Genomic DNA, 21,057 nt, shown 5'->3' with positions numbered 1-21,057 from the left:
TTTTGCCCCTCCTGAAGTTCGGTGTCGTGCCCGGCCCGCGTCGGCCGCTCCGGCCGTCCTGGCCGCTTCGGCCCTTCCGGCCGTGTCAGCCGTAGACGATGCGGCGCAGCTGCCGGAGCGAGAGCTCCGGGGGCGCCACGGCGCGGTGCGGCAGTTCGGCCGCGATCCGTTCGAAGATCTCCGCGTTCACCGCGCCGCCGGACTGCAGCTCGCGGTGGCGGCGGCGGACGAACTCCTCGGTCGTCTCGTCGAAGTACGCGAGCACGTCGAGCACCACCCGGGCGGCCTCCCCGCGCTGCAGCGCGGTGCTGCGCACCAGGTGGTCGACGAGGTCGTCATGCGACGGGCGGCGGTCGAGCACCTGTAGATATTGACGTCCCACGAGCCGGAACGCAAAGATCCTGCCCGAAATCGGGCAGGATCTCGCTGGTCTGGACCAGGGAATGGGGAATTCCGGCCTGGGTCGGTCAGAAACGGCCCAAAATGGCGGCCTTCGCCGCACTGAACTCCTCGGCGGTCAGGATGCCCGTCTGGTGCAGTTCGCCCAGCTCGCGCAGACGCCGCAGCAGGGTGTCGTGGTCGACGGGCTCTCCCGCGAGGGCCGCGCCCGCGTCCGCCAGGGCCAGCGCGGCGGGTGCGGGCGCCGGCGCGGAGGCGGAGGCGGATGCGGTGGCCGGCGTCGGCTGGTGGGCGGAGTGGGCCGCCGGATGCGGCATCCGGACCGCCACGGCCGCCGCGACCAGCGCCATCAGGGGGTCCTTCTTGAAGCCGAACAGCTCCACCGTGTACGGGTCGTACTTGGGCGCGGCGGCCGTGGTGAAACCCGTGAGGGTGAACCGGAGCCAGCCGTTCTCCAGCCCCCTCGACGGCGTCCACTCCACCGTCCGCACGTCCCCGACGCGGAACTCCCGCGGCCCGCCGGAACGCTTCGCCTCCTCCGTCGTCCAGTTCCAGTCCAGCAGGACCCGGTCCCCGTCGAAGGCCACCGAACCGTCGCCCGCCCCGACCGAGATCGGCACGGCCGGACCCGGCAGCAGGTAGGCGTCCGAGGGGCCGGGATCGACCTGGTCCAGCAGCAGCGCGTTGCGCACCTCGTCCACGAAGTACTCCGCGACCCCGGTGCGGTCCGCCTCCACGGTCAGCCGGTAGGGGTCCGAGGACTCCGGCAGCCGGCCGCCCGTGACCTGGAGCAGCGGGTCCGCCCCGTCACGCAGCCGCAGGCGCAGCCGGCCCGCCTTGCGCCCCGGCTCGTGGCTGATGCCGGCGATCGCGCGCAGCGGCACGGCCACCTCGCCGAGGTGCTGCCGCAGCAGCCCCACCCCTTTGTCGCGGCCCGGTACGACGCGCACCGTGTCCCCGTCGAAGGTCCACGTGCCGTCCTTCTGGATGATTTCCGCCATGCGGGGATTCTCCCATCGGCAATACGGGGCCGGCTGGCCTATACCTGGGCGCATGAGAGTCCTGCGACGCGCGCTCGGCACCCTCCTCGTCCTCGGGGCGGCCGTCTCCTGCACCGCGGCCCACGCTGACGACGCCAGACCCCACGCCGGGCGTGCCCCCGCCCCCGCTCCCTACGAACGGCTCCTGCCCCGGCCCGCCTCCGCCCGGGCCGAAGGCGCCCCGTACGCCTTCGGGGCCGGCACGGTGATCCGTACGGGCACGTCCGCCCCGCAGGAGGTCCGGCGGGTCGGCGAGCTCCTCGCGGAGCAGCTGCGCGGGCCCAGCGGGCTGCCGCTGCCGGTGGTCGCGGGGGAGGAGGGGGGCGGGATCCGGCTGCGGCTGGAGCGCGGGGCCGGGGAACTGGGCGCCGAGGGCTACCGGCTGACCGCCACCCCCGCCGGGGTGACGCTGACCGCGCGCACCCCGGCCGGGCTCTTCCACGCCGGGCAGACGCTGCGCCAGCTGCTGCCGGTGCGCGGGCCGGGCGGCGTGCCCGGCGGGACGGTCACGGACGTCCCGCGCTTCGCGTACCGGGGGGCGATGGTCGATGTCGCCCGGCACTTCTTCCCGGTGGAGCAGGTGAAGCGGTACGTCGACCAGCTGGCCCAGTACAAGATCAACACCCTCCACGTGCACCTCACCGACGACCAGGGCTGGCGGCTCGCGGTCGACTCCTGGCCGCGGCTCGCCGAGTACGGCGGCGCCGGCGAGGTGGGCGGCGGCCCCGGCGGCCACTGGACCAAGGAGGAGTACCGCGACCTGGTGGCGTACGCGGCCGAGCGGTACGTGGAGGTGGTCCCGGAGATCGACATGCCGGGGCACGTGAACGCCGCCCTCGCCTCCTACGGGGAACTGACCTGCGACGGCAAGGCGCCGGAGCGCTACACCGGGACCAAGGTCGGCTTCAGCTCGCTCTGCGTCGGCAAGGAGCGCACGTACGAGTTCATCGACCAGGTTCTCGGCGAGCTCGCGGAGCTCACGCCCGGCCGCTACCTCCACATCGGCGGCGACGAGGCCCGCGCCACCCCGGCGGCGGACTACGCGGCCTTCATGGACCGGGCCCAGCAGGTGGTGGCCCGCCACGGCAAGACGGTGGTGGCCTGGCACCAGCTCGCGTCGGCCCGCCCGGCGCCGGGCGCGGTCCTCCAGTACTGGGGCCACGACCGGACGGCCGCCGCCGAGAAGGCCGCGGTCGTGGCGGCGGGCAAGGCCGGCCACCCGGTGATCCTCTCCCCGGCCGACCGCGCCTACCTGGACATGAAGTACGACGCGGCGACGAAGCCGGGCCTGGCCTGGGCCGGCTACGTCCCGGTCCAGCGCTCCTACTCCTGGGACCCGGGCTCCTACCTCGCCGGCCTGCCGGAATCCGCCGTCCTCGGGGTCGAGGCCCCCCTGTGGACGGAAACCATCGCGACCCGCGCCGACTGGGAACTCATGGCCTTCCCCCGCGTCCTGGGCCTCGCGGAACTGGGCTGGTCCCCGGCGAGCGCCCTGGACTGGCCGGCCTACCGCACCCGCCTGGCCGCCCAGGCCCCCCGCCTCACGGCCCAGCACATCCCCTACTACCGCGCCCCGGAGGTGCCGTGGGAGTGAGGGGAAAGCGGGACGGGAGATCCGGCCCCGCCGGAGGGAGGGCGGCAGGCTAGGACGGGTCGACCCGCCAGATCAGGCAGTCCGCGACCATCTGCGGTTCCTTGTTGAGCAGTGCGGTGATCGTGCCGCGCAGTTCGGGCGTGCGCTCGGCGTTCCCGGGGAGGACCAGCACGCCCGCCTTCCAGGCGGCGAGGTCCTGACGGGCTTCGTCGCGCATCTGCGGCGTGACGACCGGCGGCGGGACGGCGCCCCAGCGCATGTCGCGCAGCAGGGTCGAGAGCATGCGCGGCTTCGCACCGTAGATGCCCACCCGGTCGGGACCGTCGGGGCCGTTGAAATAGCCGCCCGCCAGCTTGAAGCCGAAGCCGGTGCTGCTCTGCCAGTGGACCGCCGCCGCGTACCGCGGGTCCGGCAGGGGGACGGGCACGAGGGACCGACCGTCCTTGACGTAGTCCTTGTAGTGGCCCTCGGTGATGAACGCCGGAACGCTCTCGCGTTCTTCGGTGACCAGGGGCAGCGGCAGGACGGGGATCAGCGCGGCGGCCACGGCCGCATAGCCGACCGCGCGGTGTTCACGGGCGCGGAAGCCCACCACCCGGTCGAGGGCCAGGGCGAGCAGCATGCCGAAGACGGGTGCGCACACCATCGCGATCCGGCTCTCGATGACCGATTCGAGCAGGGGCAGATGCCGCAGCAACCGCCACGGGCCGGGTACGGAGATCCCGAACTTGTCGATTTCGACGCGCGGGCCCAGGGAGAGCGCGGCCGCGGCGACTGTGGTGAGGCCGAGGGCACGGACGAGGGGACGTCGCCACATCCACAGCGTGATTCCCGTGGCCAGGGCCAGCAGGGGCCAGCCGTAGAAAGCGTTCTGCTCGGTGGTGTTCAGCGAGAGCTTGCCCGCGGTCTCGGCGTTGCCGAACAGCGACCGGGCCGAGTACTCGGTCAGGGCACGGAGCGGGTTGCCCGCGCCGCCCTCGCCGTGGAGCACGGAGTGGTAGCTCTGAGGACCGAAGAACTGCCAGTACAAGGGGAATGCCACCAGGGGAACGGAAACCACCGCGGTGATCGCCAGGCCCTTGGCCAGGGGCTTGACGGCTTTACGTGCCGTGCCGAGGTCGTAGAAGGCGTAGACGAGGCCGAAGATGAGCATGCCCATGGCCGCGAGGAGGAAGGGCTCCTCGCCCAGGAAGATCTGATAGGCGGAGAACAGCCCCAGCAGTACGCCGTCACGGACGACCCGCCTGCCCTCGCACAGACGCAGGAGCCGGTCGATGATGACGGGGATCATGAAGAGCACGACGAAGTTCGGGTGAGCGTTGGCGTGCGAGACCATCGGCGGGGCGAAGGCCGCCAACGCGCCGCCGACCGCTGCGGCCCAGCGGCTATCCGTGAGCCGACGGTGGATCAGCCAGTACCAGCTCCAGGCGGTCACCGCGATGCCGACGGTGAATACCAGGGCGAGGGTCACGGTCGGACCGAAGAGGATCGTGACAGGGGCGAGCGGCACGGACAGCCCGAGCATGACCGTATTGCCCATCAGGTTGACACCGTCGGGCATGTTCTGGAAATCCGTGAAGAGCGGATTGCGCAAGTGCGCGAGGTTGTCGGCGGTCACGCCGAAGAACCACTCCCACTGGTTCTGGTCCTGCAGCGAGTGAGCCAGGATCGCACCGTCGAGGTCGCTCCACAGCCCCTTGTACAGGTAGAGGGAGGCCAGCAGGTAGAGGGCCGCGATGACGATGCCGTCGGCGTTCAGCCGCATCAGTTCGCCGAGCGTCCGCAGGTAGTCCAGCAGTTTGACCTTGGAGCCATCCTGGTGGGCCCATCGGACAGGAACCTCCGTCACGGGCCATCCCTTGCGGCGAAAATACTGGAGGATCTCCACGTCGATGGCCCAGCCGTCGAGCTTGGCGGCGCCGAAGGCGGTGCGCGCCTGGTCACCGTCGAACAGCTTGAAGCCGCACTGCGTGTCGCGGATCCCAGGGACGGCCACCATGCGGATCACCCGGTTTCCGGCCCAGCCGAGAATCTCGCGCAGCACGCTCTGCTGGCGCTCTATCGCGGAATCGCGGTGTGCCCGGGAACCGATGGCGGCGCTGAGGCTGTCGTCACCGGCGAAGGCCTGCTCCAGTATGCGGAGTTCCTCGACCGGAGTCGCCAGGTCGGCGTCCATGATCAGGACACGTCGGCCGCGGGAGGCCGTGACGCCGAGGCGCAGCGCACTGCCCTTGCCCCGGTTCTGCTCGGACTGCACGAGCCGGATTCTCGGCTCGTCCTCGGCGGCCGTCAGCGCGATCGCGGCGGTCCGGTCGGGAGAGCCGTCGTCGACGACGATGACCTCCCAGTCGGCGGGCTCGCTGCCGACCTGGTCATCGAGGTACTTCCGGACCACGTCCAGGGTGGGAGCGAGCCGCTCCTCTTCCCGGTAGGCCGGAATGACCACGGACAATCCGACAGACCCAGGCCCGACAGCGGGTGCGCTTCTGGCGGTGGTCGCACCGGCCGCGAGTATGCCAATTTGCGTGTTCAAGCGTTCAAGCCGTTCGTCTCGTTGTTCCGTTCGGCTGGTTTTCGCCGGCATCGAACGGCCTTCAGAGCGGTCCTCTGGTCAGACCGTACTGACCAGAGACAAGCAGGCGGCGCGCTTCGTCGACTCCGCGGCTCACTGCTGCGTTCCATCACACGGCACCCCGCGCTGCGAGGCGCAGTGAAAGGGGCGCATGGGAATGCCCCGGTACGAACCCCCCGTACCGGCACGCCCGGTCCCGTCAGGAAATCAGGCCTTGGCTGAACAGCGTTTCCGGCGTGCCGCTTCCTGCGGCCGCCGCGACTTTCCGCACCCCCATGTACCACCCCCGTCGGAGTCAGCAGACTCGACTGCCACACAGCTTACTCGGGGCACCTGTTCACCAGGGCTCCCCCTCCCTGGTTGGCCAAGACGAACAGTCTTGGCCGGAAGGAGCCCCGAGATGCCCCCGACGGCCTGTGGGCCGAGGCGAGCCGCCCCACAGCTTCGATGCAGGCGACTGGGCCGGACCCGTCCCGCTGGGCGACTTTGCGCAACTTCCCGCCTATGGGCTCGGCATGGACTACACCATTCAAGGGGGCAGGGTGGTTCCCGTCGATCTGATTGCATGAGTGACGTAGGTCGTGGTGAGGAGGAGGTGTACATGTGTTCGGCAAGGGGAGGGGGCGTGGCGAGGAGGAGTGTCGGCATCGCCGCGGGGATGGCCGCCCTCGTGCTGCTCTCGGGCTGCTCACTTTGGGAGCGGTCGCGGGAGGACCTGTTGAACGACTTCGGGCTCCGGCTGCCGGAGTGTGAGGTCGAGGACGTGGGGTCGACCGGCTCCCGGAACTGGGGCGAGTCCGAGATGCGGATGCACTTCCTGGTGCCCACGCCGTGTGCGGAGCAGTACCTCAAGGACCACGGGGTCGATCTCTCCACCGTTCTCACGTGGCCGACCCAGCCGGTGACCTTCGAGGGGAAGACCTATCCCGGCAACCCGCCGCCGTTCGATGAGCGTGTTCTGAAGGACCTGAACCTCCGTCTGGACCCGTCGAGGACGTACGCCCTGAGCCCGGACTTCGCCACCGGCAACGGCAGCCACTTCCAGGTGCTCTGGGACAGCAGGGGCGAGAAGACTGCCGTCTATCTGGTGTCCGTGCACGGGCCGCGGTAGGACACGAGAACGCGCCCCCGGGAGGGGTTCCGGGGGCGCGTACCTGTGGGTGGGGGCATGCGGTGTGGTCGTGACGGGCCGCACGGCTGTGGGGGTGGGGACGGGCGCGGGCCCGAGGGACCGTATTCGAGGTACCGCGCCCGCCCCCCCGTCAGCGCCGGGCGAAGGGCGCGACGGGGTTTTTGAGGGTGCCGATCAGCTGGAGGGCCGCCGACGGGTCGGCGAGGTCGACCATCTGCTTGTTGTTGCGCAGCTGCAGGCGGTTGAGGCAGGACAGCTGGAACTCCGGCGCGAAGAGGTCGTAGCGCTCGAAGCGCTCCGCCAGGGCCGGTACGGAGTCCTGGTAGGCGTGGGCGCAGTCGGCCACGGCCCGCCAGAAGGTGGACTCGTCGCAGATGCCCTCCGTGACCAGGATCGAGTTCAGGAAGCGGAAGAAGCAGTCGAAGACGTCCGTGAAGACCGACAGCAGCTTCATGTCCTCCGGGATGTCGGCCCGGACCCGCTCGACCGCGGGCGGCAGGACCGCGTCCGGGTCCATGACCACGATCTCCTCGGCGATGTCCTTGAAGATCGCCCGCTGGACGACGCCGTCCTTGATGACCAGGATCGTGTTCTCGCCGTGCGGCATGTACGCGAGGTCGTACTGGTAGAAGCAGTGCAGCAGCGGGAGCAGGTAGGCGCGCAGGTAGGGGCGCAGCCACTCTGCGGGGGTCAGGCCCGATTCCTCGATCAGGGCGCCTACGAAGGACTTGCCCTCGGCGTCCACGTGGAGGAGGGAGGCCATCGTGGCCAGCCGCTCGTCGCCCTGGAGGGAGTTCACCGGGGACTCGCGCCACAGGGCGGCCAGCATCTTGCGGTACGGGGAGTAGCGGTCCGTGGCGCGCTCGTACTGGCGGTGGTGGTAGCCGATCGCGGCGCGCTCGCGGATGATCGAGAAGTCCACCGACCGCAGGACCTCGTCGCCCTCGATCAGCTGGTGCAGCCAGTCGTTGATGGCCGGGGTGGCTTCCATGTACGCCGCCGACAGGCCGCGCATGAAGCCCATGTTGAGGACCGAGATGGCGGTCTTCACGTAGTGCTTCGTCGGCGTCGTGGTGTTGAAGAACGTACGGATCGACTGCTGCGGCAGGTAGGCGTCCTCGCCCTCGCCCAGCAGGACCAGGCGGCGGTTGGCGATCTCGGCGGCGAAGGTGACGGTGGTCTTGTTCCACCACTGCCAGGGGTGGATGGGCAGCAGGTGGTAGTCCGCCAGGTCCAGGCCGAGGGAGGCCATCTTCGCCGCGAAGAGGGTGAGGGCCGCCTCGCCGAGCTCCTCGCGCATGAAGGAGTCGTGCTCCAGGCCGGCGCCCGCCGTGAAGGTCGAGACGTCCTTGTGGGCGGCGGCCCACACCAGGTGGACCGGGCTCGCGGTCTCGGGGGCGTACGAGAGGTACTCGTGCACGCCGAAGCCGAGCCGGCCGTTGTTGGCCACGAAGCAGGGGTGGCCCTCGGTCATGCCGGTCTCGATGTCCTGGAAGGAGGACTTCGCGAGGACGGCCGAGGGGATCTGCGGCTTGGTGTACTTGAAGCCGGTGCCCGCCAGGGTGGAGGAGATCTCCTCCAGGTAGACCGGGAGGACCTCCGCGCTCAGGCCCAGGGTCTCCTGGAGCTCGATGTGGAAGTCGAGCGCGTCCAGGGGCAGTTCGGCACCGTCCCGGTGGCGGGTGATGGAGGCCTCGTCGACCGACCAGTGGTCCAGCGCGTGGAGGGTCGCGGTGAAGCGGTACTCGACCGCGCGGTCGTCGCTGAGGACCGAGTACAGGCCCGGGTCCAGGCCCGGGTCCAGGAGCCTCGGAGTCAGCAGGCGCTCGTGGGAGAACTCGGCGAGGGCCTTGCGGACCAGGGCGCGGTTGGCGCGGGCCCACAGCTCCGGGGAGAGGTGGGCGACGGCGTCGGACAGGCTCATATCGACTCCCGCTGGGTGGCCTCGAACTGCTCGCGGGTGCAGAAGCTGAGCAGCGCGGTCTTCTCCGGCTTGACGACCTCCCGCTCGGGGACGAAGCCGACGGCCTCGTTGAGGGCGTGGACGGCCTTGTTGCCGACGTCCGGTTCGACGACGACGCGGAGGTTCGCCGGGTCGGCGAAGAGGGCGGCCATCACGGTCGTGATCACCGCGCGGGTGAAGCCGCTGAGCGGGGTGTCGGTCGGGGCGACCAGGAAGTGCATGCCGACGTCGCCGGGCCGGGCGTCGTACAGGCCGACGAGCTCCAGCCGCGCCGGGTCGTAGCTCTCCATCAGGAAGGCGGGCCGGCCCTCGTGCAGGCCGATGAAGGCCTGGTGGTGCTCGTGCGTGGTGATGCGCACGTACTCGCGCTCCACCTCGGTGAGGGTGGCGTCCTGCATCATCCAGAACGCGGCCTTGGGGTCGGTGACCCAGCCGTGCAGCAGCTCCGCGTCCGAGAAGGGATCCAGGGGGCGGAGCGCGAACGTTCCGAGGACCGGGTCGGTGCGGGTGAAGAGTATCTCTGCGGTGGTGCTCATACGTGCGTGCCTTCCGGGGCGGCGAACTGCTGGAACGCGATGGACTTCTCGACCTTGTAGTACTCGCGGCCGAGCAGCTCGGAGACGATGTACGCGTTGCGGTACGCGGCCATGCCCAGGTCGGGCGAGGTGAGGGAGTGGTTGTGCGTCGTGCCGTTCTGGAGGTAGACGCCCCGGCCGGTGGTGTCGACGCTGTAGTTGCGGCCCGCGTCCAGGCGGCCGCGGCCGTCGAAGTTCAGGCGGTCGCGGACCGGGTTCAGGAATTCGGGCACGGTGTACTTGTAGCCGGTGGCCAGCACCAGGCCCTCGGTGGTGAGGGAGAAGTCGCGCTCCTGCTCCTCCTGGCGCAGCCCCAGGGTGTACGAGCCGGTGGTGGTGTCGTACGCCGTGCTGTTCAGGGAGGTGTTGGTCAGCAGGGTGGTCGGGACCGGGCCGGGCATGCTGATCTTCTTCTGGTAGAGCAGGTCGAAGATCTCGTTGATCAGATCGCCGTCGATGCCCTTGAAGAGGCTCTTCTGCTGGGTCTCCAGCCGGTAGCGGGTGTCCTCGGGGAGGGCGTGGAAGTAGTCCACGTACTCCGGGGAGGTCATCTCCAGCGTCAGCTTGGTGTACTCCAGCGGGAAGAAGCGCGGGGAGCGGGTGACCCAGTTGAGCTGGTAGCCGTACGTGTCGATCTCGGCGAGGAGGTCGTAGTAGATCTCCGCGGCGCTCTGGCCCGAGCCGATCAGGGTGATCGACTTCTTCTGCTGCAGCTCCGCCTTGTGCGTCATGTACGCCGAGTTGTGCAGGAAGTCGCCGCCGAGGCCCGCGCAGGCGGGCGGCAGGTGGGGGGAGGTGCCGGTGCCCAGGACCAGGCGGCGGGCGAGGTGGGTCTCGCCCTGGTCGGTGTGGACCTCGTAGAGGCCGGCGGCCTCGTCATAGGTCACCTCGGTGACCGAGGTGGAGTACCGGACGTTGTCGAGCCGGTCGGCCGCCCAGCGGCAGTAGTCGTTGTACTCGGCGCGCAGCGGGTAGAAGTTCTCCCGGATGTAGAAGGAGTACAGCCGGTCCTTGTCCTTCAGGTAGTTCAGGAAGGAGAAGGGCGAGGTCGGGTCGGCGAGGGTGACGAGGTCCGACATGAACGGCGTCTGGAGGTGGGCGCCGTCGAGGAACATGCCGGCGTGCCACTCGAAGTGGGGCTTCGACTCGATGAAGAGGCCGTCGAGTTCGCCGATCGGCGCGGTCAGGCAGGCGAGTCCCAGGTTGAAGGGACCCAGGCCGATGCCGATGAAGTCGTGGGGCCTAACGGTGGACGGCAAGGGATTCTCCCAGGAACTGCTCGGCGTGTGCGGCGAGGAGGTCGAGGACGGCGCTGATGTCGGCCGTCGTGGTCTGCGGGTTGAGGAGGGTGAACTTGAGGTACTGGGCGCCGTCCACCCTGGTGCCGGCGACGACCGCCTCGCCGGAGGCGAACAGGGCCTTGCGGGCGTGCAGCTGGGCCTCGTCGAGGAGGTCCGCGCGGCGGGGGCCGTCGGTGGGGACGTAGCGGAAGACGAGGGTGGAGATCTGCGGCCGGACGACGACCTCGAAGCGGGGGTCGGCCGCGATGATCTCGTAGCCGGCGGCGGCCAGGTCGATGACCTCGTCGAAGAGCGAGCCGAGGCCGTCGGCGCCCATGACGCGCAGGGTCATCCAGAGCTTGAGGGCGTCGAAGCGGCGGGTGGTCTGAATCGACTTGTCGACCTGGTTCGGGATCCGCTCCTCGGCCATCCGGCGCGGGTTGAGGTAGTCCGCGTGGTACGTGGCGTGCTTGAGGGTGTCGCGGTCGCGGACCAGCATCGCGCTGGAGCTCACGGGCTGGAAGAAGGACTTGTGGTAGTCGACCGTGACGGAGTCGGCGTGCTCGATGCCGTCGAGGAGGTGCCGGCGGGTGGGGGAGACCAGCAGTCCGCAGCCGTAGGCGGCGTCCACGTGCATCCACGCGGAGTGCTCGCCGGCCAGGCGGGCGATCTCGGGGAGCGGGTCGATGGACCCGAAGTCGGTGGTCCCGGCGGTGGCGACGACGGCCATCGGGAAGAGGCCCTCGGCGGCGCAGTTCTCCAGCTCCAGCGCGAGTACCGAGGTGTCCATCCGGCGGTTGCGGTCGACGGGGACGCTGATGACGGCCTCGTAGCCCAGGCCCAGCATGGCGGCGGACTTCTGGACGCTGAAGTGGCTGGCCTCCGAGGTGAAGATGCGCAGCTTCGGCAGGAGTTCGGCCTTGCTGAGCGTGTTCCCGCCGTCCAGGGCGCGCTTCATGACGATCCGGCAGGCCTCGTCGCGGGCCAGGAGCAGCGCGTGGAAGTTCGACTGGCTGCCGCCGGAGGTGAAGATGCCGTCCGCGCCCTCGCCGAGGCCGATGCGGCGGGCGGTCCACTCGATGAGGCGGCGCTCGATGAGCGTGCCGCCGATCGACTGGTCCCAGGTGTCCAGGGAGGAGTTGACGGCCGAGAGGACCGCTTCGCCGACCACCGCGGGGATGACGACCGGGCAGTTGAGGTGGCCCAGGTAGCGCGGGTGGTGGAAGTAGACGGCGTCGCGGAGGTAGACGTCTTCCAGCTCGTCGAGCGCGGCGGCGGCGTCGCCCAGCGGCGCGTCGAGGTCGATCGAGGCGATGACCGGGGCGAGTTCGTCGACGGATATGCCCGTGTGGGGCCGTTCCGTGGTCGCCAGTTTGGCGGCGACGCGGTCGACGCCTTCCGTGACGGAACGCCGGTAGAGGTCGGCGGTCGTCTCGTTCAGCAGATGCGAGCGCATCAACTTTCCTCCGGGCAGGGGGAGAGGGGGGGGCGGGGTGCGATGCTTAGGTTAGCCTAACCTAATACTCGAACCAAATGCAGAGGGGCCCCGGCACAAGCCGGGGCCCCTCTCTCATGTCCCTTGCCCGTCGCGGGCGTTGGCTACAGCTCGGCCGCGGGGTCCTCGCTGGCGGCCTGGCCCGCGTACGCCTCCGCGAGCAGCTGCTCCTCGCTCGCACCGAAGCGCCAGTAGCCGGTGAAGCGCACCGATCGCCGGTCGACGGAACGTTCCCGCACCAGGTGGCGGCGTACCGCGCGAATGGTGCCGGCCTCGCCCGCCAGCCAGGCGTACGGGGCCCCGGCGGCGGGCAGCCGCGCCGCCCGCACCTGCTCCAGCACCTGCTCCGTCCGCTCCCGGCCCGCGCCCTCGGGGCGCACGATCCAGGTGATGTCCGCCTGCGCCGGGGTGGCCGGGGCGATCCGGTCGTCCTCGTGCGGGACCTCGAACCAGGCCTTCACGGGGGTTCCGGCGGGGAGCCGCTCCAGGATCGCCGCGGCGGCCGGCAGTGCGGTCTCGTCCGCGTACATCAGGACCGCGTCGGTGGCGGCCGGCGGCTGGAAGCGGACGGACTTGTTCTCGGCCACGGCCGGACCGATCGCCAGGATCCGGCGACCGGCCGCGGCCCGGCCCGCCCAGCGGGAGGCCGGGGAGGAGTCCCCGTGCAGGACGAAGTCGATGTCGACCTCGTCCACGCCCTCCCGCGTGCGCCGCTGTGCGCGCACGGTGTACGAGCGCATCACCGGCCGCTCCTCCTGCGGCATCCCGCGCCAGGCGGCGAACCAGGTGTCCGCCGCGGTGGAAGGCAGCTCGGTGTGCTCGCGGTGGGCGGGCGGCAGGAAGAGCGAGAGGCTCTGGTCGTAGCCCCCCGACCGGAAGTCCGCGAGGGACTGCCCGCCGAAGGTGACGCGCAGGAACGAGTGCCCGAGGCGGCGCGTGCGCAGCACTTCGAGGGTGAAGAACCGGAAGTGCGCGACGGCGGGCGCGGTTTCGGCGGCGGCGGCCTCGGCAGCCGTCTCGGCGGCGGTCGCGGCGGTCGCGGCGGCGGCCTCGGCAGCCGTCTCGGCGGCGGTCGCGGCGGTGGTCTCGGCTGCGGTCGCGGTGGTGGCGGTCGCGGTGGCGGTCATGTGGAGGATCCCCCCTGGGATGGCGCCGGGAAGGCGGGTGGTCAGCCGGCCTTCTTGGCGTTCTGGATGCTCTTCGCGAGCTCTTCCAGGATCGGCGCGCACTTCTCGTACGAGTAGATCGGTTCCGTCACGCGCGGCGCGACCTGGCCGGCCTTGACGGCGGGCAGCGCGGCCCAGGTGGGCTTCTCCTTGGTCAGCTGCTCGTTCTGCAGGGTGCCGGTGCGGTTGTCGAGCAGGATGAGGTCCGCCTTGTACTTGCCGGCGTTCTCCCAGCTCAGGCTCTCGAAGAAGACGCTGCCCTTGTCGAGGTTGTCCGGGACCACGAACTCCACGCCCAGGGACTCGAAGTACTTCAGGTCGGCCGAGGTCTTCGGGGTGGAGACGTAGAAGTGGTCCGCGTCGCCGGAGCCGACGAGCACCTTGATGCCCGGGTTGGCCTTGGTGGCCTCGCGCACCTTGGCGGCGGCGGCCTCGAAGCGGGCCTTGGCGTCGACGGCCTTCTGGCTGTTCAGGTCGGCGCCGAGGGACTTGGCCAGGTCGGCCGTGCGGCCGAGGGACTTGTCCATGGAGGCGTCGCTGCCGACGCCGATGGCGGCGGCCGGGGCCAGCTTCAGGATCTTGTCCTTGGAGGCCTCGGGCACGTACCAGTACGAGCCGTCCCAGGTGTTGGTGAGCAGCACGTCGGGCCGCAGGGCCGCGTACTTCTCGACGTTGAACTCGTCGTAGACGTTGCCGAGGATCTCCACCTTGGAGATGTCCATCGTGCCGGCCTGCGGGTCGGGCTTGCCGTCGGCGAGCTTGGTCGGGCCGAAGACGCCCTTGACCTGGACGCCGTAGTCGGACAGGGCGGCGGCCGTGCCGGTGAAGGCGACGATGTTCTTCGGGGTGGACTTGGTGGTGACGTCCTTGCCGAGGTCGTCCTTGAAGCTCCACGGGCCCGAGGCGGCCGCGCTGGCGCCCTTGTCGCCCGCGCCGTCCTTCGCCGTGTCCTTGTCGCCGCCACCGCAGGCGCTGAGCGCCGCGACGAGGCCGAGGGCGCCGCCCGCCGCGATGATGCCGCGGCGCGAGAGGAAGGAGGTTCGGGGCTTGACCATGTCGTTGTCCGCTTTCGTGCGTGCAGGGGCGGCCGCCGGGGGAGCGGCCGTTCGGGGGAAGGTTAGCCTAACCTTGGCCGAAAGCAGTAAGGGGACCCTAAATTTCCTGGGTCCCCTCACCACGTCCCGCGCGCTACGGTGCTGCGCCGAGCTGCCGTCCCTAGCCGCCGAAGCCCAGCTCACGGGCGATCAGCATGCGCTGTACCTCGCTCGTTCCCTCGCCGATCTCCAGGATCTTCGAGTCCCGCCACATGCGGGCCACGGGGTACTCGTTCATGAAGCCGTAGCCGCCGTGGATCTGCGTGGCGTCACGGGCGTTGTCCACGGCGACGGTCGACGAGTACAGCTTCGCGATGGCCGCCTCCTTCTTGAACGGCTCCCCGGCCACCAGCCGCGAAGCCGCGTCCCGCCAGCCGATCCGCGCCATGTGCGCGCGCGTTTCCATGTCCGCGAGCTTGAACTGGATGGCCTGGTTGTCGCCGATCGCCCTGCCGAAGGCGTGCCGCTCCCTGGCGTACTTCACCGACTCGTCGACGCAGCCCTGCGCGAGGCCCGTGGCCAGCGCCGAGATCGCGATGCGGCCCTCGTCCAGGATCCGCAGGAACTGCGCGTACCCGCGGCCCTCCGCGCCGACCAGGTTGGCCAGCGGGACCCGTACGTCCGAGAAGGACAGCTCACGGGTGTCGGAGGAGTTCCAGCCCACCTTGGAGTAGGGGGCGGCCACCGTGAAGCCGGGGGTGCCCGACGGGACGATGATCGAGGAGATCTCGGGACGGCCGTCCGCCTTGCGCCCGGTGACGGCGGTGACGGTGACCAGACCGGTGATGTCCGTACCGGAGTTGGTGATGAAGCACTTGGAGCCGTTGATGACCCACTCGTCGCCGTCCTTGACGGCCGTGGTGCGGGTGCCGCCGGCGTCGCTGCCCGCGCCGGGCTCGGTCAGGCCGAAGGCGCCGAGGATCTCCCCGGAGCACATCTTCGGCAGCCACTCCCGCTTCTGCTCCTCGGAGCCGAACAGGTGGATCGGCATGGCGCCCAGCGAGACGCCCGCCTCCAGGGTGATGGCGACGGAGGAGTCGACGCGGGCCAGCTCCTCCAGGGCGATGCCGAGGGCGAGATAGTCCCCGCCCATGCCGCCGTACTCCTCCGGGAAGGGCAGCCCGAACAGGCCCATGCGGCCCATCTCGCGGACGATCTCGTACGGGAACTCGTGCCGCTCGTACAGGTCGCCGATCTTCGGGGCGATGACGTCGTGGGCGAACGCCTCGACGGTGCGGCGGAGTTCCTCGTGCTCGGGGGTGAGCCGGTGGTCGAGGGCCATGGTCTTCGTTACTCCTTGTGGGAGAGGGCGCGGACGGTACGGGAGGGGCTCGGGCGGCCCAGCTGTTCGGCCATCCACACGCTCGTGGCGGTGAGGGCGGCCAGGTCGACCCCGGTCTCGATGCCGAGGCCGTCGAGCATCCACACCAGGTCCTCGGTGGCGAGGTTCCCGGTGGCGCTCTTCGCGTACGGGCAGCCGCCGAGGCCGCCCGCGGAGGCGTCGACGGTGCTCACGCCGTGCTGGAGTGCGGCGAGGGTGTTGGACAGGGCCTGGCCGTAGGTGTCGTGGAAGTGCACGCCGATCCGGCCGGTCGCGACCCCCTCCGCGTTCAGCGCGGCCAGGAGGGCCCGGACGTGGCCCGGGGTGGCCACGCCGATGGTGTCGCCGAGGCTCAGTTCGTCACAGCCGAGGTCCAGCAGGGCCTTGGCGACGCGGACCACCTGGGTGACCGGCACGGCGCCTTCCCAGGGGTCGCCGAAGCACATGGAGAGGTAGCCGCGGACGTGCGCCCCGCCCTCCTTGGCGCGGGCCACGACGGGCTCGAACATGGCGAGGGACTCGTCGACGGTCCGGTTGAGGTTGCGGGCGGCGAACGTCTCGGTGGCCGAGCCGAACACCGCGATCCGGGTGGCCCCGAGGGCGAGCGCCCGGTCGAGGCCGCGCTCGTTGGGGACGAGGACGGGCAGGTGCACCCCGGCGAGGCCGGCCAGCTCCGGGAACAGCTGCTCGGCGTCGGCCAGCTGGGGCACCCACTTGGGGTGCACGAAGCTGGTGGCCTCGATGGTGGTGAGGCCGGCGGCGGCGAGCCGGTGGATGAACTCGGCCTTGACGGCGGTGGGTACGGCCGCCTTCTCGTTCTGCAGCCCGTCGCGGGCGCCGACCTCGTGGATGCGGACGCGCGCCGGCAGCCCGGGGGCCGGGACGCTCATGGGCAGCCCGTTCACGACGTCTCCTCCTTCTCGTCCTCGGCCTCGTCCGGGGTGACGACGGCCAGGACCTGGTCCATGGCGACGGTGGTGCCGGGGAAGACGTCCAGCTCGGTGACCGTGCCGGAGTGCGGGGCGGAGATGACGTGCTCCATCTTCATCGCCTCGACGACGAGCAGGCTCTGGCCCGCGACGACCTCGTCCCCGACGGCCACCTTGACGACGGTGACGGTGCCGGGCATGGGGGCCGAGAGGGTGTCCGCGCCGGTCCTCGTCCCGCCGCGCAGGTTGGCCTCCACGGGGTCGTGCGCCCGCACGTGCCAGGAGTCGGCGTCGCGGCCGAGCCAGGTCCCCTCCGGGGAGGCGGCGTGGCTGAACCGGTGGGTGACCCCGTCGAGTTCGACCGTGAGGTGGTCGGGGGTGAGCTGGACGATCCGGCCCCGGGCCGGTGCGCCGGGGCTCCGCCCCGGACCCCGCGCCTCAATCGCCGGCGAGGCTTGATCTTGGCCGCCGCCGCCGTCGGGTGCGGGCGGGGCCGCGTCCAGGAGCAGCTCGGTGAGCGGGCCGGAAGCGCCGTGGCCCGGCCCGGCGGGCCGGGTGCGGACGGTAACCGGGTCCTGCCCGGGAAGGCTGAAGTGGTGCACCGTCCAGGCCGGGGTGCCGCCCAGGCGCCAGCCGTTGGCGCAGTCGAACGGGTCGACCCACCCCGGCTCCCCCGCGCTCCCGGCACGGTTTCGGGAAGGGGCGGGGTGGGGGACGGACAGCAGCGCAGCCGCCGCGTACACCTCCGCGGGCACCCCCTCCGGGAGGAGGGACGGGAGGTCCCGCTCCACCAGCCCCGTGTCCAGGTCCCCGGACACCACGTCCGGATGCGCCAACAGCCTCCGCAGGAAACCCGCGTTGGTCTGGACGCCCAGGATCACGGTGTCGGCGAGGGCGCCCCGCAGCACCCGCAGGGCGGTGGCCCGGTCCGGACCGTACGCGATCACCTTCGACAGCATCGGGTCGTACGTCGAGCCCGTGTCGACCCCCGCCACCAGCCCGGAGTCCGTCCGTACGGACGGGCCCGAGGGCTCGGACAGGGCCAGGACCGTACCGCCGGACGGCAGGAAGCCGCGCGCCGGGTCCTCGGCGCAGACGCGGGCCTCGATCGCGTGCCCGGTCAGGGTGACGTCGTCCTGCCCGAAGCCCAGTTCCGCGCCCGCGGCCACCCGCAGCTGCTGTTCCACCAGGTCCAGCCCCGTGACGAGCTCCGTCACCGGGTGCTCCACCTGGAGCCGGGTGTTCATCTCCATGAAGTAGTACGAGGACGGGTCCCCGCCCGGCACGATGAACTCCACCGTGCCCGCGCCGACGTACCCGCAGGAGCGTGCCGCCTCCACCGCCGCCGCGCCCATCGAGGCCCGCAGCTCCGGGGTGAGCAGGACCGACGGGGCCTCCTCGATGACCTTCTGGTGGCGCCGCTGGAGGGAGCATTCGCGCTCGCCCAGGTGCACCACGTTGCCGTGGGCGTCCGCCAGCACCTGGATCTCGATGTGCCGGGGCCGGTCCACCCACCGCTCCACGAGCAGGGTGTCATCGCCGAAGGAGGACCGTGCCTCGCGGCGGGCCGCCGCGATCTCCTCGCCGAGCACCGCCGCGTCACGGACCAGCCGCATGCCCTTTCCGCCGCCGCCGGCCGAGGGCTTGAGCAGCACCGGCATGCCGATCTCCATCGAGGCGGAGACCAGTTCGGCGTCGGTGAGGCCGCTGCCGGAGGAGCCGGGGACCACGGGCACGCCCGCCGCCTTCACCGTCTCCTTGGCGCGGATCTTGTCGCCCATCAGGTTGATGGCGGCCGCCGGCGGCCCGATGAAGGCGAGGCCGGCATCGGCGCAGGCCTGGGCGAAGCCCGCGTTCTCGGCGAGGAAGCCGTAACCGGGGTGGACGGCCTCGGCTCCGGTGCGGCGAGCGGCGTCGAGGAGCCGCTCCACCGACAGGTAGCTCTCGGCGGCGGCCGCCGGGCCGATCCGGACGGCCGTGTCGGCCTCCCGTACGTGACGGGCGTCCGCGTCGGCGTCGCTGAAGACGGCCACGGAGCGGATCCCGAGCTCCCGCAGCGTGCGGATGACCCGTACCGCGATCTCGCCCCGGTTCGCGACCAGAACAGTGCTGAACATCGAAGAAGTCCTCACGTCACAGACAACACGTCACATACGGAAGATGCCGAAGCCCGAGTCGCCCAGCGGGGCGTTCGCGCACGCGGTCAGGGCCAGCCCCAGCACCTGCCGGGTCTCCATCGGGTCGATGACCCCGTCGTCCCACAGCCGGGCGGTGGCGTAGTAGGCGTTGCCCTGCTCCTCGTACTGGGCGCGGACCGGGGCCTTGAAGGCCTCCTCGTCCTCGGCGGGCCACTCCTGGCCGGCGCCCTCGATCTGGTCGCGCTTGACGGTGGCCAGCACCGAGGCGGCCTGTTCGCCACCCATCACGGAGATCTTGGCGTTGGGCCACATCCACAGGAAGCGCGGCGAGTACGCCCGCCCGCACATCGAGTAGTTGCCCGCGCCGTAGCTGCCGCCGACGACCACCGTGAGCTTGGGGACCCGGGTGCAGGCCACGGCGGTGACCATCTTGGCGCCGTGCTTGGCGATGCCGCCGGCCTCGTAGTCCCGGCCGACCATGAAGCCGGAGATGTTCTGGAGGAAGAGGAGCGGGATGCCGCGCTGGTCGCACAGCTCGATGAAGTGGGCGCCCTTCTGTGCGGACTCGGAGAAGAGGATGCCGTTGTTGGCGATGATGCCGACCGGGTGGCCGTGGATCCGGGCGAAGCCGGTGACCAGGGTCTGGCCGAACTCCGCCTTGAACTCCTGGAAGCGGGAGCCGTCGACCACGCGGGCGATGATCTCGCGGGCGTCGTAGGGGGTGCGGGAGTCGACGGGGACCGCGCCGTACAGCCCGTACGGGTCCACCTTGGGCTCCTCGGGAGCCTCGACCGACCAGGGCAGGGCCCCGCGCGCGGGCAGGGTCGCCACGATGTTCCGTACGATCCGCAGCGCGTGCGCGTCGTCCTCCGCGAGGTGGTCGGTGACGCCCGAGATCCGGGAGTGGACCTCGCCGCCGCCCAGCTCCTCGGCCGTGACCACCTCTCCGGTGGCGGCCTTCACCAGCGGCGGGCCGCCGAGGAAGATGGTGCCCTGGCCGCGCACGATGACGGCCTCGTCGCTCATGGCGGGGACGTACGCGCCGCCCGCCGTGCAGGAGCCGAGGACGGCGGCGATCTGCGGGATGCCGGCCCCCGACATGCGGGCCTGGTTGTAGAAGATGCGGCCGAAGTGGTCCCGGTCGGGGAAGACCTCGTCCTGCATGGGCAGGAAGGCGCCGCCGGAGTCGACCAGGTAGAGGCAGGGGAGACGGTTCTCCAGCGCCACCTCCTGGGCCCGCAGGTGCTTCTTGACGGTCATCGGGTAGTACGTGCCGCCCTTGACGGTGGCGTCGTTCGCGACGATCACGCACTCGCGGCCGCTGACCCGGCCGATGCCCGCGATCACCCCCGCGGCCGGGGCCGCGCCCCCGTACATGCCCTCGGCGGCCAGCGGGGCCAGCTCCAGGAAGGGGGACCCCGGGTCGAGGAGGGTGTCCACGCGGTCGCGGGGAAGCAGCTTCCCGCGCGCGGTGTGGCGGGCGCGGGCCTTCTCGCCGCCGCCGAGACGGGCCGCGCCCAGCCGGGCGCGCAGGCCCTCGGCGAGCTCGCGGTGGGCGGCCTCATTGGTCCGCCAGGCCTCGGACGCCGGGTCCGCGGCGCTCGTCAGCACTGGTGCCTGCTGCATCGGTCGAGCTCCCTTGCTCGGTGCACGCTTTGTTAATGACCGTTAACGCGTATGCGCTCCAGGTTAACGAGCGCTAACGGCCCTGTCTAGAATGGATTCCCATGAGCACCAGAGCCGCCGCCCCCACCCGTCGCGAGCAGATCCTCAGCCAGGCCGCTCGGCTCTTCGCGGAGCGCGGGTTCCACGGGGTGGGCGTGGACGAGATAGGGGCCGCGGTCGGCATCAGCGGCCCCGGCCTGTACCGGCATTTCGCCGGCAAGGACGCCATGCTCGCCGAGCTGCTGGTCGGGATCAGCGAGCGGCTGCTGACGGGCGGCCGGCGGCGGGTCGAGGAGGCCGGCGCGGACCCGCGGGAGGTGCTGGCCTCGCTGGTCGAGGGCCACATCGACTTCGCGCTCGACGACCGGGCGCTGATCACCCTCCACGACCGCGAGCTGGACCGGCTGCGCGAGGCCGACCGCAAGCTCGTGCGCCAGCTCCAGCGGCAGTACGTGGAGCTGTGGGTGGCCGTCGTACGGGAACTGCACCCCGCGGTCGGCGAGACCGAGGTACGGGTCTGCGTGCACGCGGTCTTCGGTCTGCTGAACTCCACCCCGCATCTGGCCGTCCTCGGCCGGGACGCGACCGAGTCCCTGCTGCGGCGGCTCGCGAACGGCGCGTTCGGGGCGCTGTCGGGATGAGGCCACGCCTGCGGGGTCTGGGACGGAACGCACGACTCCGGCCGGGCGGCGGC

16 protein-coding genes are annotated in these 21,057 nt (G+C 71.0%); 3 read left to right on the top strand and 13 right to left on the bottom strand.

What is annotated here, in order from left to right:
- Positions 1–85: 85 nt before the first annotated feature.
- Together ACFYYT_RS09730 and ACFYYT_RS09725 are read right to left on the bottom strand one after the other, a co-directional pair.
- Positions 86–361, bottom strand: a complete 276-nt coding sequence (locus ACFYYT_RS09730) for a hypothetical protein (protein WP_030008735.1) — start codon at positions 359–361, stop codon at positions 86–88.
- A 106-nt stretch (positions 362–467) separates the two neighbouring features.
- Positions 468–1,400, bottom strand: a complete 933-nt coding sequence (locus ACFYYT_RS09725; RefSeq protein ID WP_351823540.1) for a DUF4429 domain-containing protein — start codon at positions 1,398–1,400, stop codon at positions 468–470.
- A gap of 52 nt (positions 1,401–1,452) precedes the next feature.
- On the opposite strand from ACFYYT_RS09725, the gene ACFYYT_RS09720 reads away from it, so the two are divergent.
- Entirely contained in the window at positions 1,453–3,033 is a 1,581-nt protein-coding gene (locus tag ACFYYT_RS09720) for a beta-N-acetylhexosaminidase (protein ID WP_351823537.1), read from the top strand.
- A gap of 49 nt (positions 3,034–3,082) precedes the next feature.
- Here ACFYYT_RS09720 and ACFYYT_RS09715 read toward each other — a convergent pair whose 3' ends face one another.
- Complete coding sequence (locus tag ACFYYT_RS09715) at positions 3,083–5,479, bottom strand: dolichyl-phosphate beta-glucosyltransferase (RefSeq protein WP_351823534.1); 2,397 nt, start codon at positions 5,477–5,479, stop codon at positions 3,083–3,085.
- A 751-nt stretch (positions 5,480–6,230) separates the two neighbouring features.
- On the opposite strand from ACFYYT_RS09715, the gene ACFYYT_RS09710 reads away from it, so the two are divergent.
- Positions 6,231–6,716, top strand: a complete 486-nt coding sequence (locus tag ACFYYT_RS09710; protein WP_351823532.1) for a hypothetical protein — start codon at positions 6,231–6,233, stop codon at positions 6,714–6,716.
- Between the two features lie 151 nt (positions 6,717–6,867).
- Here the strand turns inward: ACFYYT_RS09710 and ACFYYT_RS09705 are convergent, their stop codons facing one another.
- From ACFYYT_RS09705 to ACFYYT_RS09660, 10 genes are all read right to left on the bottom strand, one after another.
- Entirely contained in the window at positions 6,868–8,661 is a 1,794-nt protein-coding gene (locus ACFYYT_RS09705; RefSeq protein ID WP_351823530.1) for an IucA/IucC family siderophore biosynthesis protein, read from the bottom strand.
- Positions 8,658–9,236 carry a GNAT family N-acetyltransferase gene (locus tag ACFYYT_RS09700; RefSeq protein WP_351823527.1) on the bottom strand — a complete coding sequence of 193 codons (579 nt, stop codon included), beginning with the start codon at positions 9,234–9,236 and terminating at the stop codon, positions 8,658–8,660. The genes ACFYYT_RS09705 and ACFYYT_RS09700 overlap by 4 nt, the downstream gene beginning before the upstream one ends.
- On the bottom strand, positions 9,233–10,534 hold the full coding sequence (locus ACFYYT_RS09695) for a lysine N(6)-hydroxylase/L-ornithine N(5)-oxygenase family protein (protein ID WP_351823524.1): 1,302 nt from the start codon (positions 10,532–10,534) through the stop codon (positions 9,233–9,235). Before ACFYYT_RS09695 ends, ACFYYT_RS09700 begins: the two co-directional genes overlap by 4 nt.
- The gene (locus tag ACFYYT_RS09690) at positions 10,518–12,011 is read right to left on the bottom strand and encodes an aspartate aminotransferase family protein (protein WP_351823522.1); all 1,494 of its coding nucleotides are present in this window, start codon (positions 12,009–12,011) and stop codon (positions 10,518–10,520) included. The genes ACFYYT_RS09695 and ACFYYT_RS09690 overlap by 17 nt, the downstream gene beginning before the upstream one ends.
- 143 nt (positions 12,012–12,154) lie before the next feature.
- Entirely contained in the window at positions 12,155–13,177 is a 1,023-nt protein-coding gene (locus ACFYYT_RS09685) for a siderophore-interacting protein (protein WP_351823519.1), read from the bottom strand.
- Between the two features lie 41 nt (positions 13,178–13,218).
- Positions 13,219–14,271, bottom strand: a complete 1,053-nt coding sequence (locus ACFYYT_RS09680) for an ABC transporter substrate-binding protein (RefSeq protein ID WP_351823516.1) — start codon at positions 14,269–14,271, stop codon at positions 13,219–13,221.
- Positions 14,272–14,431: 160 nt separating this feature from the next.
- Complete coding sequence (locus ACFYYT_RS09675) at positions 14,432–15,592, bottom strand: acyl-CoA dehydrogenase family protein (protein WP_351823513.1); 1,161 nt, start codon at positions 15,590–15,592, stop codon at positions 14,432–14,434.
- 8 nt (positions 15,593–15,600) lie between these two features.
- Positions 15,601–16,521, bottom strand: a complete 921-nt coding sequence (locus ACFYYT_RS09670) for a hydroxymethylglutaryl-CoA lyase (RefSeq protein WP_351823564.1) — start codon at positions 16,519–16,521, stop codon at positions 15,601–15,603.
- A gap of 11 nt (positions 16,522–16,532) precedes the next feature.
- Complete coding sequence (locus ACFYYT_RS09665; RefSeq protein ID WP_351823510.1) at positions 16,533–18,677, bottom strand: acetyl/propionyl/methylcrotonyl-CoA carboxylase subunit alpha; 2,145 nt, start codon at positions 18,675–18,677, stop codon at positions 16,533–16,535.
- A 30-nt stretch (positions 18,678–18,707) separates the two neighbouring features.
- Complete coding sequence (locus ACFYYT_RS09660) at positions 18,708–20,324, bottom strand: carboxyl transferase domain-containing protein (protein WP_351823508.1); 1,617 nt, start codon at positions 20,322–20,324, stop codon at positions 18,708–18,710.
- A 101-nt stretch (positions 20,325–20,425) separates the two neighbouring features.
- Here ACFYYT_RS09660 and ACFYYT_RS09655 point away from each other — a divergent pair, with 101 nt between their 5' ends.
- Positions 20,426–21,004 (top strand): TetR/AcrR family transcriptional regulator, encoded by a 579-nt coding sequence (locus ACFYYT_RS09655; RefSeq protein WP_351823506.1) that lies wholly within the window; start codon positions 20,426–20,428, stop codon positions 21,002–21,004.
- Positions 21,005–21,057: the final 53 nt, after the last annotated feature.

The organism is Streptomyces sp. NPDC002032, from assembly GCF_042890765.1.
Taxonomy (GTDB): Bacteria; Actinomycetota; Actinomycetes; order Streptomycetales; family Streptomycetaceae; genus Streptomyces.
This window is presented reverse-complemented; position numbering and strand designations above follow the sequence as displayed.

What these genes read in the sequence shown, in the direction of transcription:
- ACFYYT_RS09725 (WP_351823540.1), bottom strand. Translation starts at nt 1,400, where the DNA reads ATGGCGGAAATCATCCAGAAGGACGGCACGTGGACCTTCGACGGGGAC.
- ACFYYT_RS09720 (WP_351823537.1), top strand. Translation starts at nt 1,453, where the DNA reads ATGAGAGTCCTGCGACGCGCGCTCGGCACCCTCCTCGTCCTCGGGGCG.
- ACFYYT_RS09705 (WP_351823530.1), bottom strand. Translation starts at nt 8,661, where the DNA reads ATGAGCCTGTCCGACGCCGTCGCCCACCTCTCCCCGGAGCTGTGGGCC.
- ACFYYT_RS09700 (WP_351823527.1), bottom strand. Translation starts at nt 9,236, where the DNA reads ATGAGCACCACCGCAGAGATACTCTTCACCCGCACCGACCCGGTCCTC.
- ACFYYT_RS09690 (WP_351823522.1), bottom strand. Translation starts at nt 12,011, where the DNA reads ATGCGCTCGCATCTGCTGAACGAGACGACCGCCGACCTCTACCGGCGT.
- ACFYYT_RS09685 (WP_351823519.1), bottom strand. Translation starts at nt 13,177, where the DNA reads ATGACCGCCACCGCGACCGCCACCACCGCGACCGCAGCCGAGACCACC.
- ACFYYT_RS09680 (WP_351823516.1), bottom strand. Translation starts at nt 14,271, where the DNA reads ATGGTCAAGCCCCGAACCTCCTTCCTCTCGCGCCGCGGCATCATCGCG.
- ACFYYT_RS09675 (WP_351823513.1), bottom strand. Translation starts at nt 15,592, where the DNA reads ATGGCCCTCGACCACCGGCTCACCCCCGAGCACGAGGAACTCCGCCGC.
- ACFYYT_RS09670 (WP_351823564.1), bottom strand. Translation starts at nt 16,521, where the DNA reads ATGAGCGTCCCGGCCCCCGGGCTGCCGGCGCGCGTCCGCATCCACGAG.
- ACFYYT_RS09665 (WP_351823510.1), bottom strand. Translation starts at nt 18,677, where the DNA reads ATGTTCAGCACTGTTCTGGTCGCGAACCGGGGCGAGATCGCGGTACGG.
- ACFYYT_RS09660 (WP_351823508.1), bottom strand. Translation starts at nt 20,324, where the DNA reads ATGCAGCAGGCACCAGTGCTGACGAGCGCCGCGGACCCGGCGTCCGAG.
- ACFYYT_RS09655 (WP_351823506.1), top strand. Translation starts at nt 20,426, where the DNA reads ATGAGCACCAGAGCCGCCGCCCCCACCCGTCGCGAGCAGATCCTCAGC.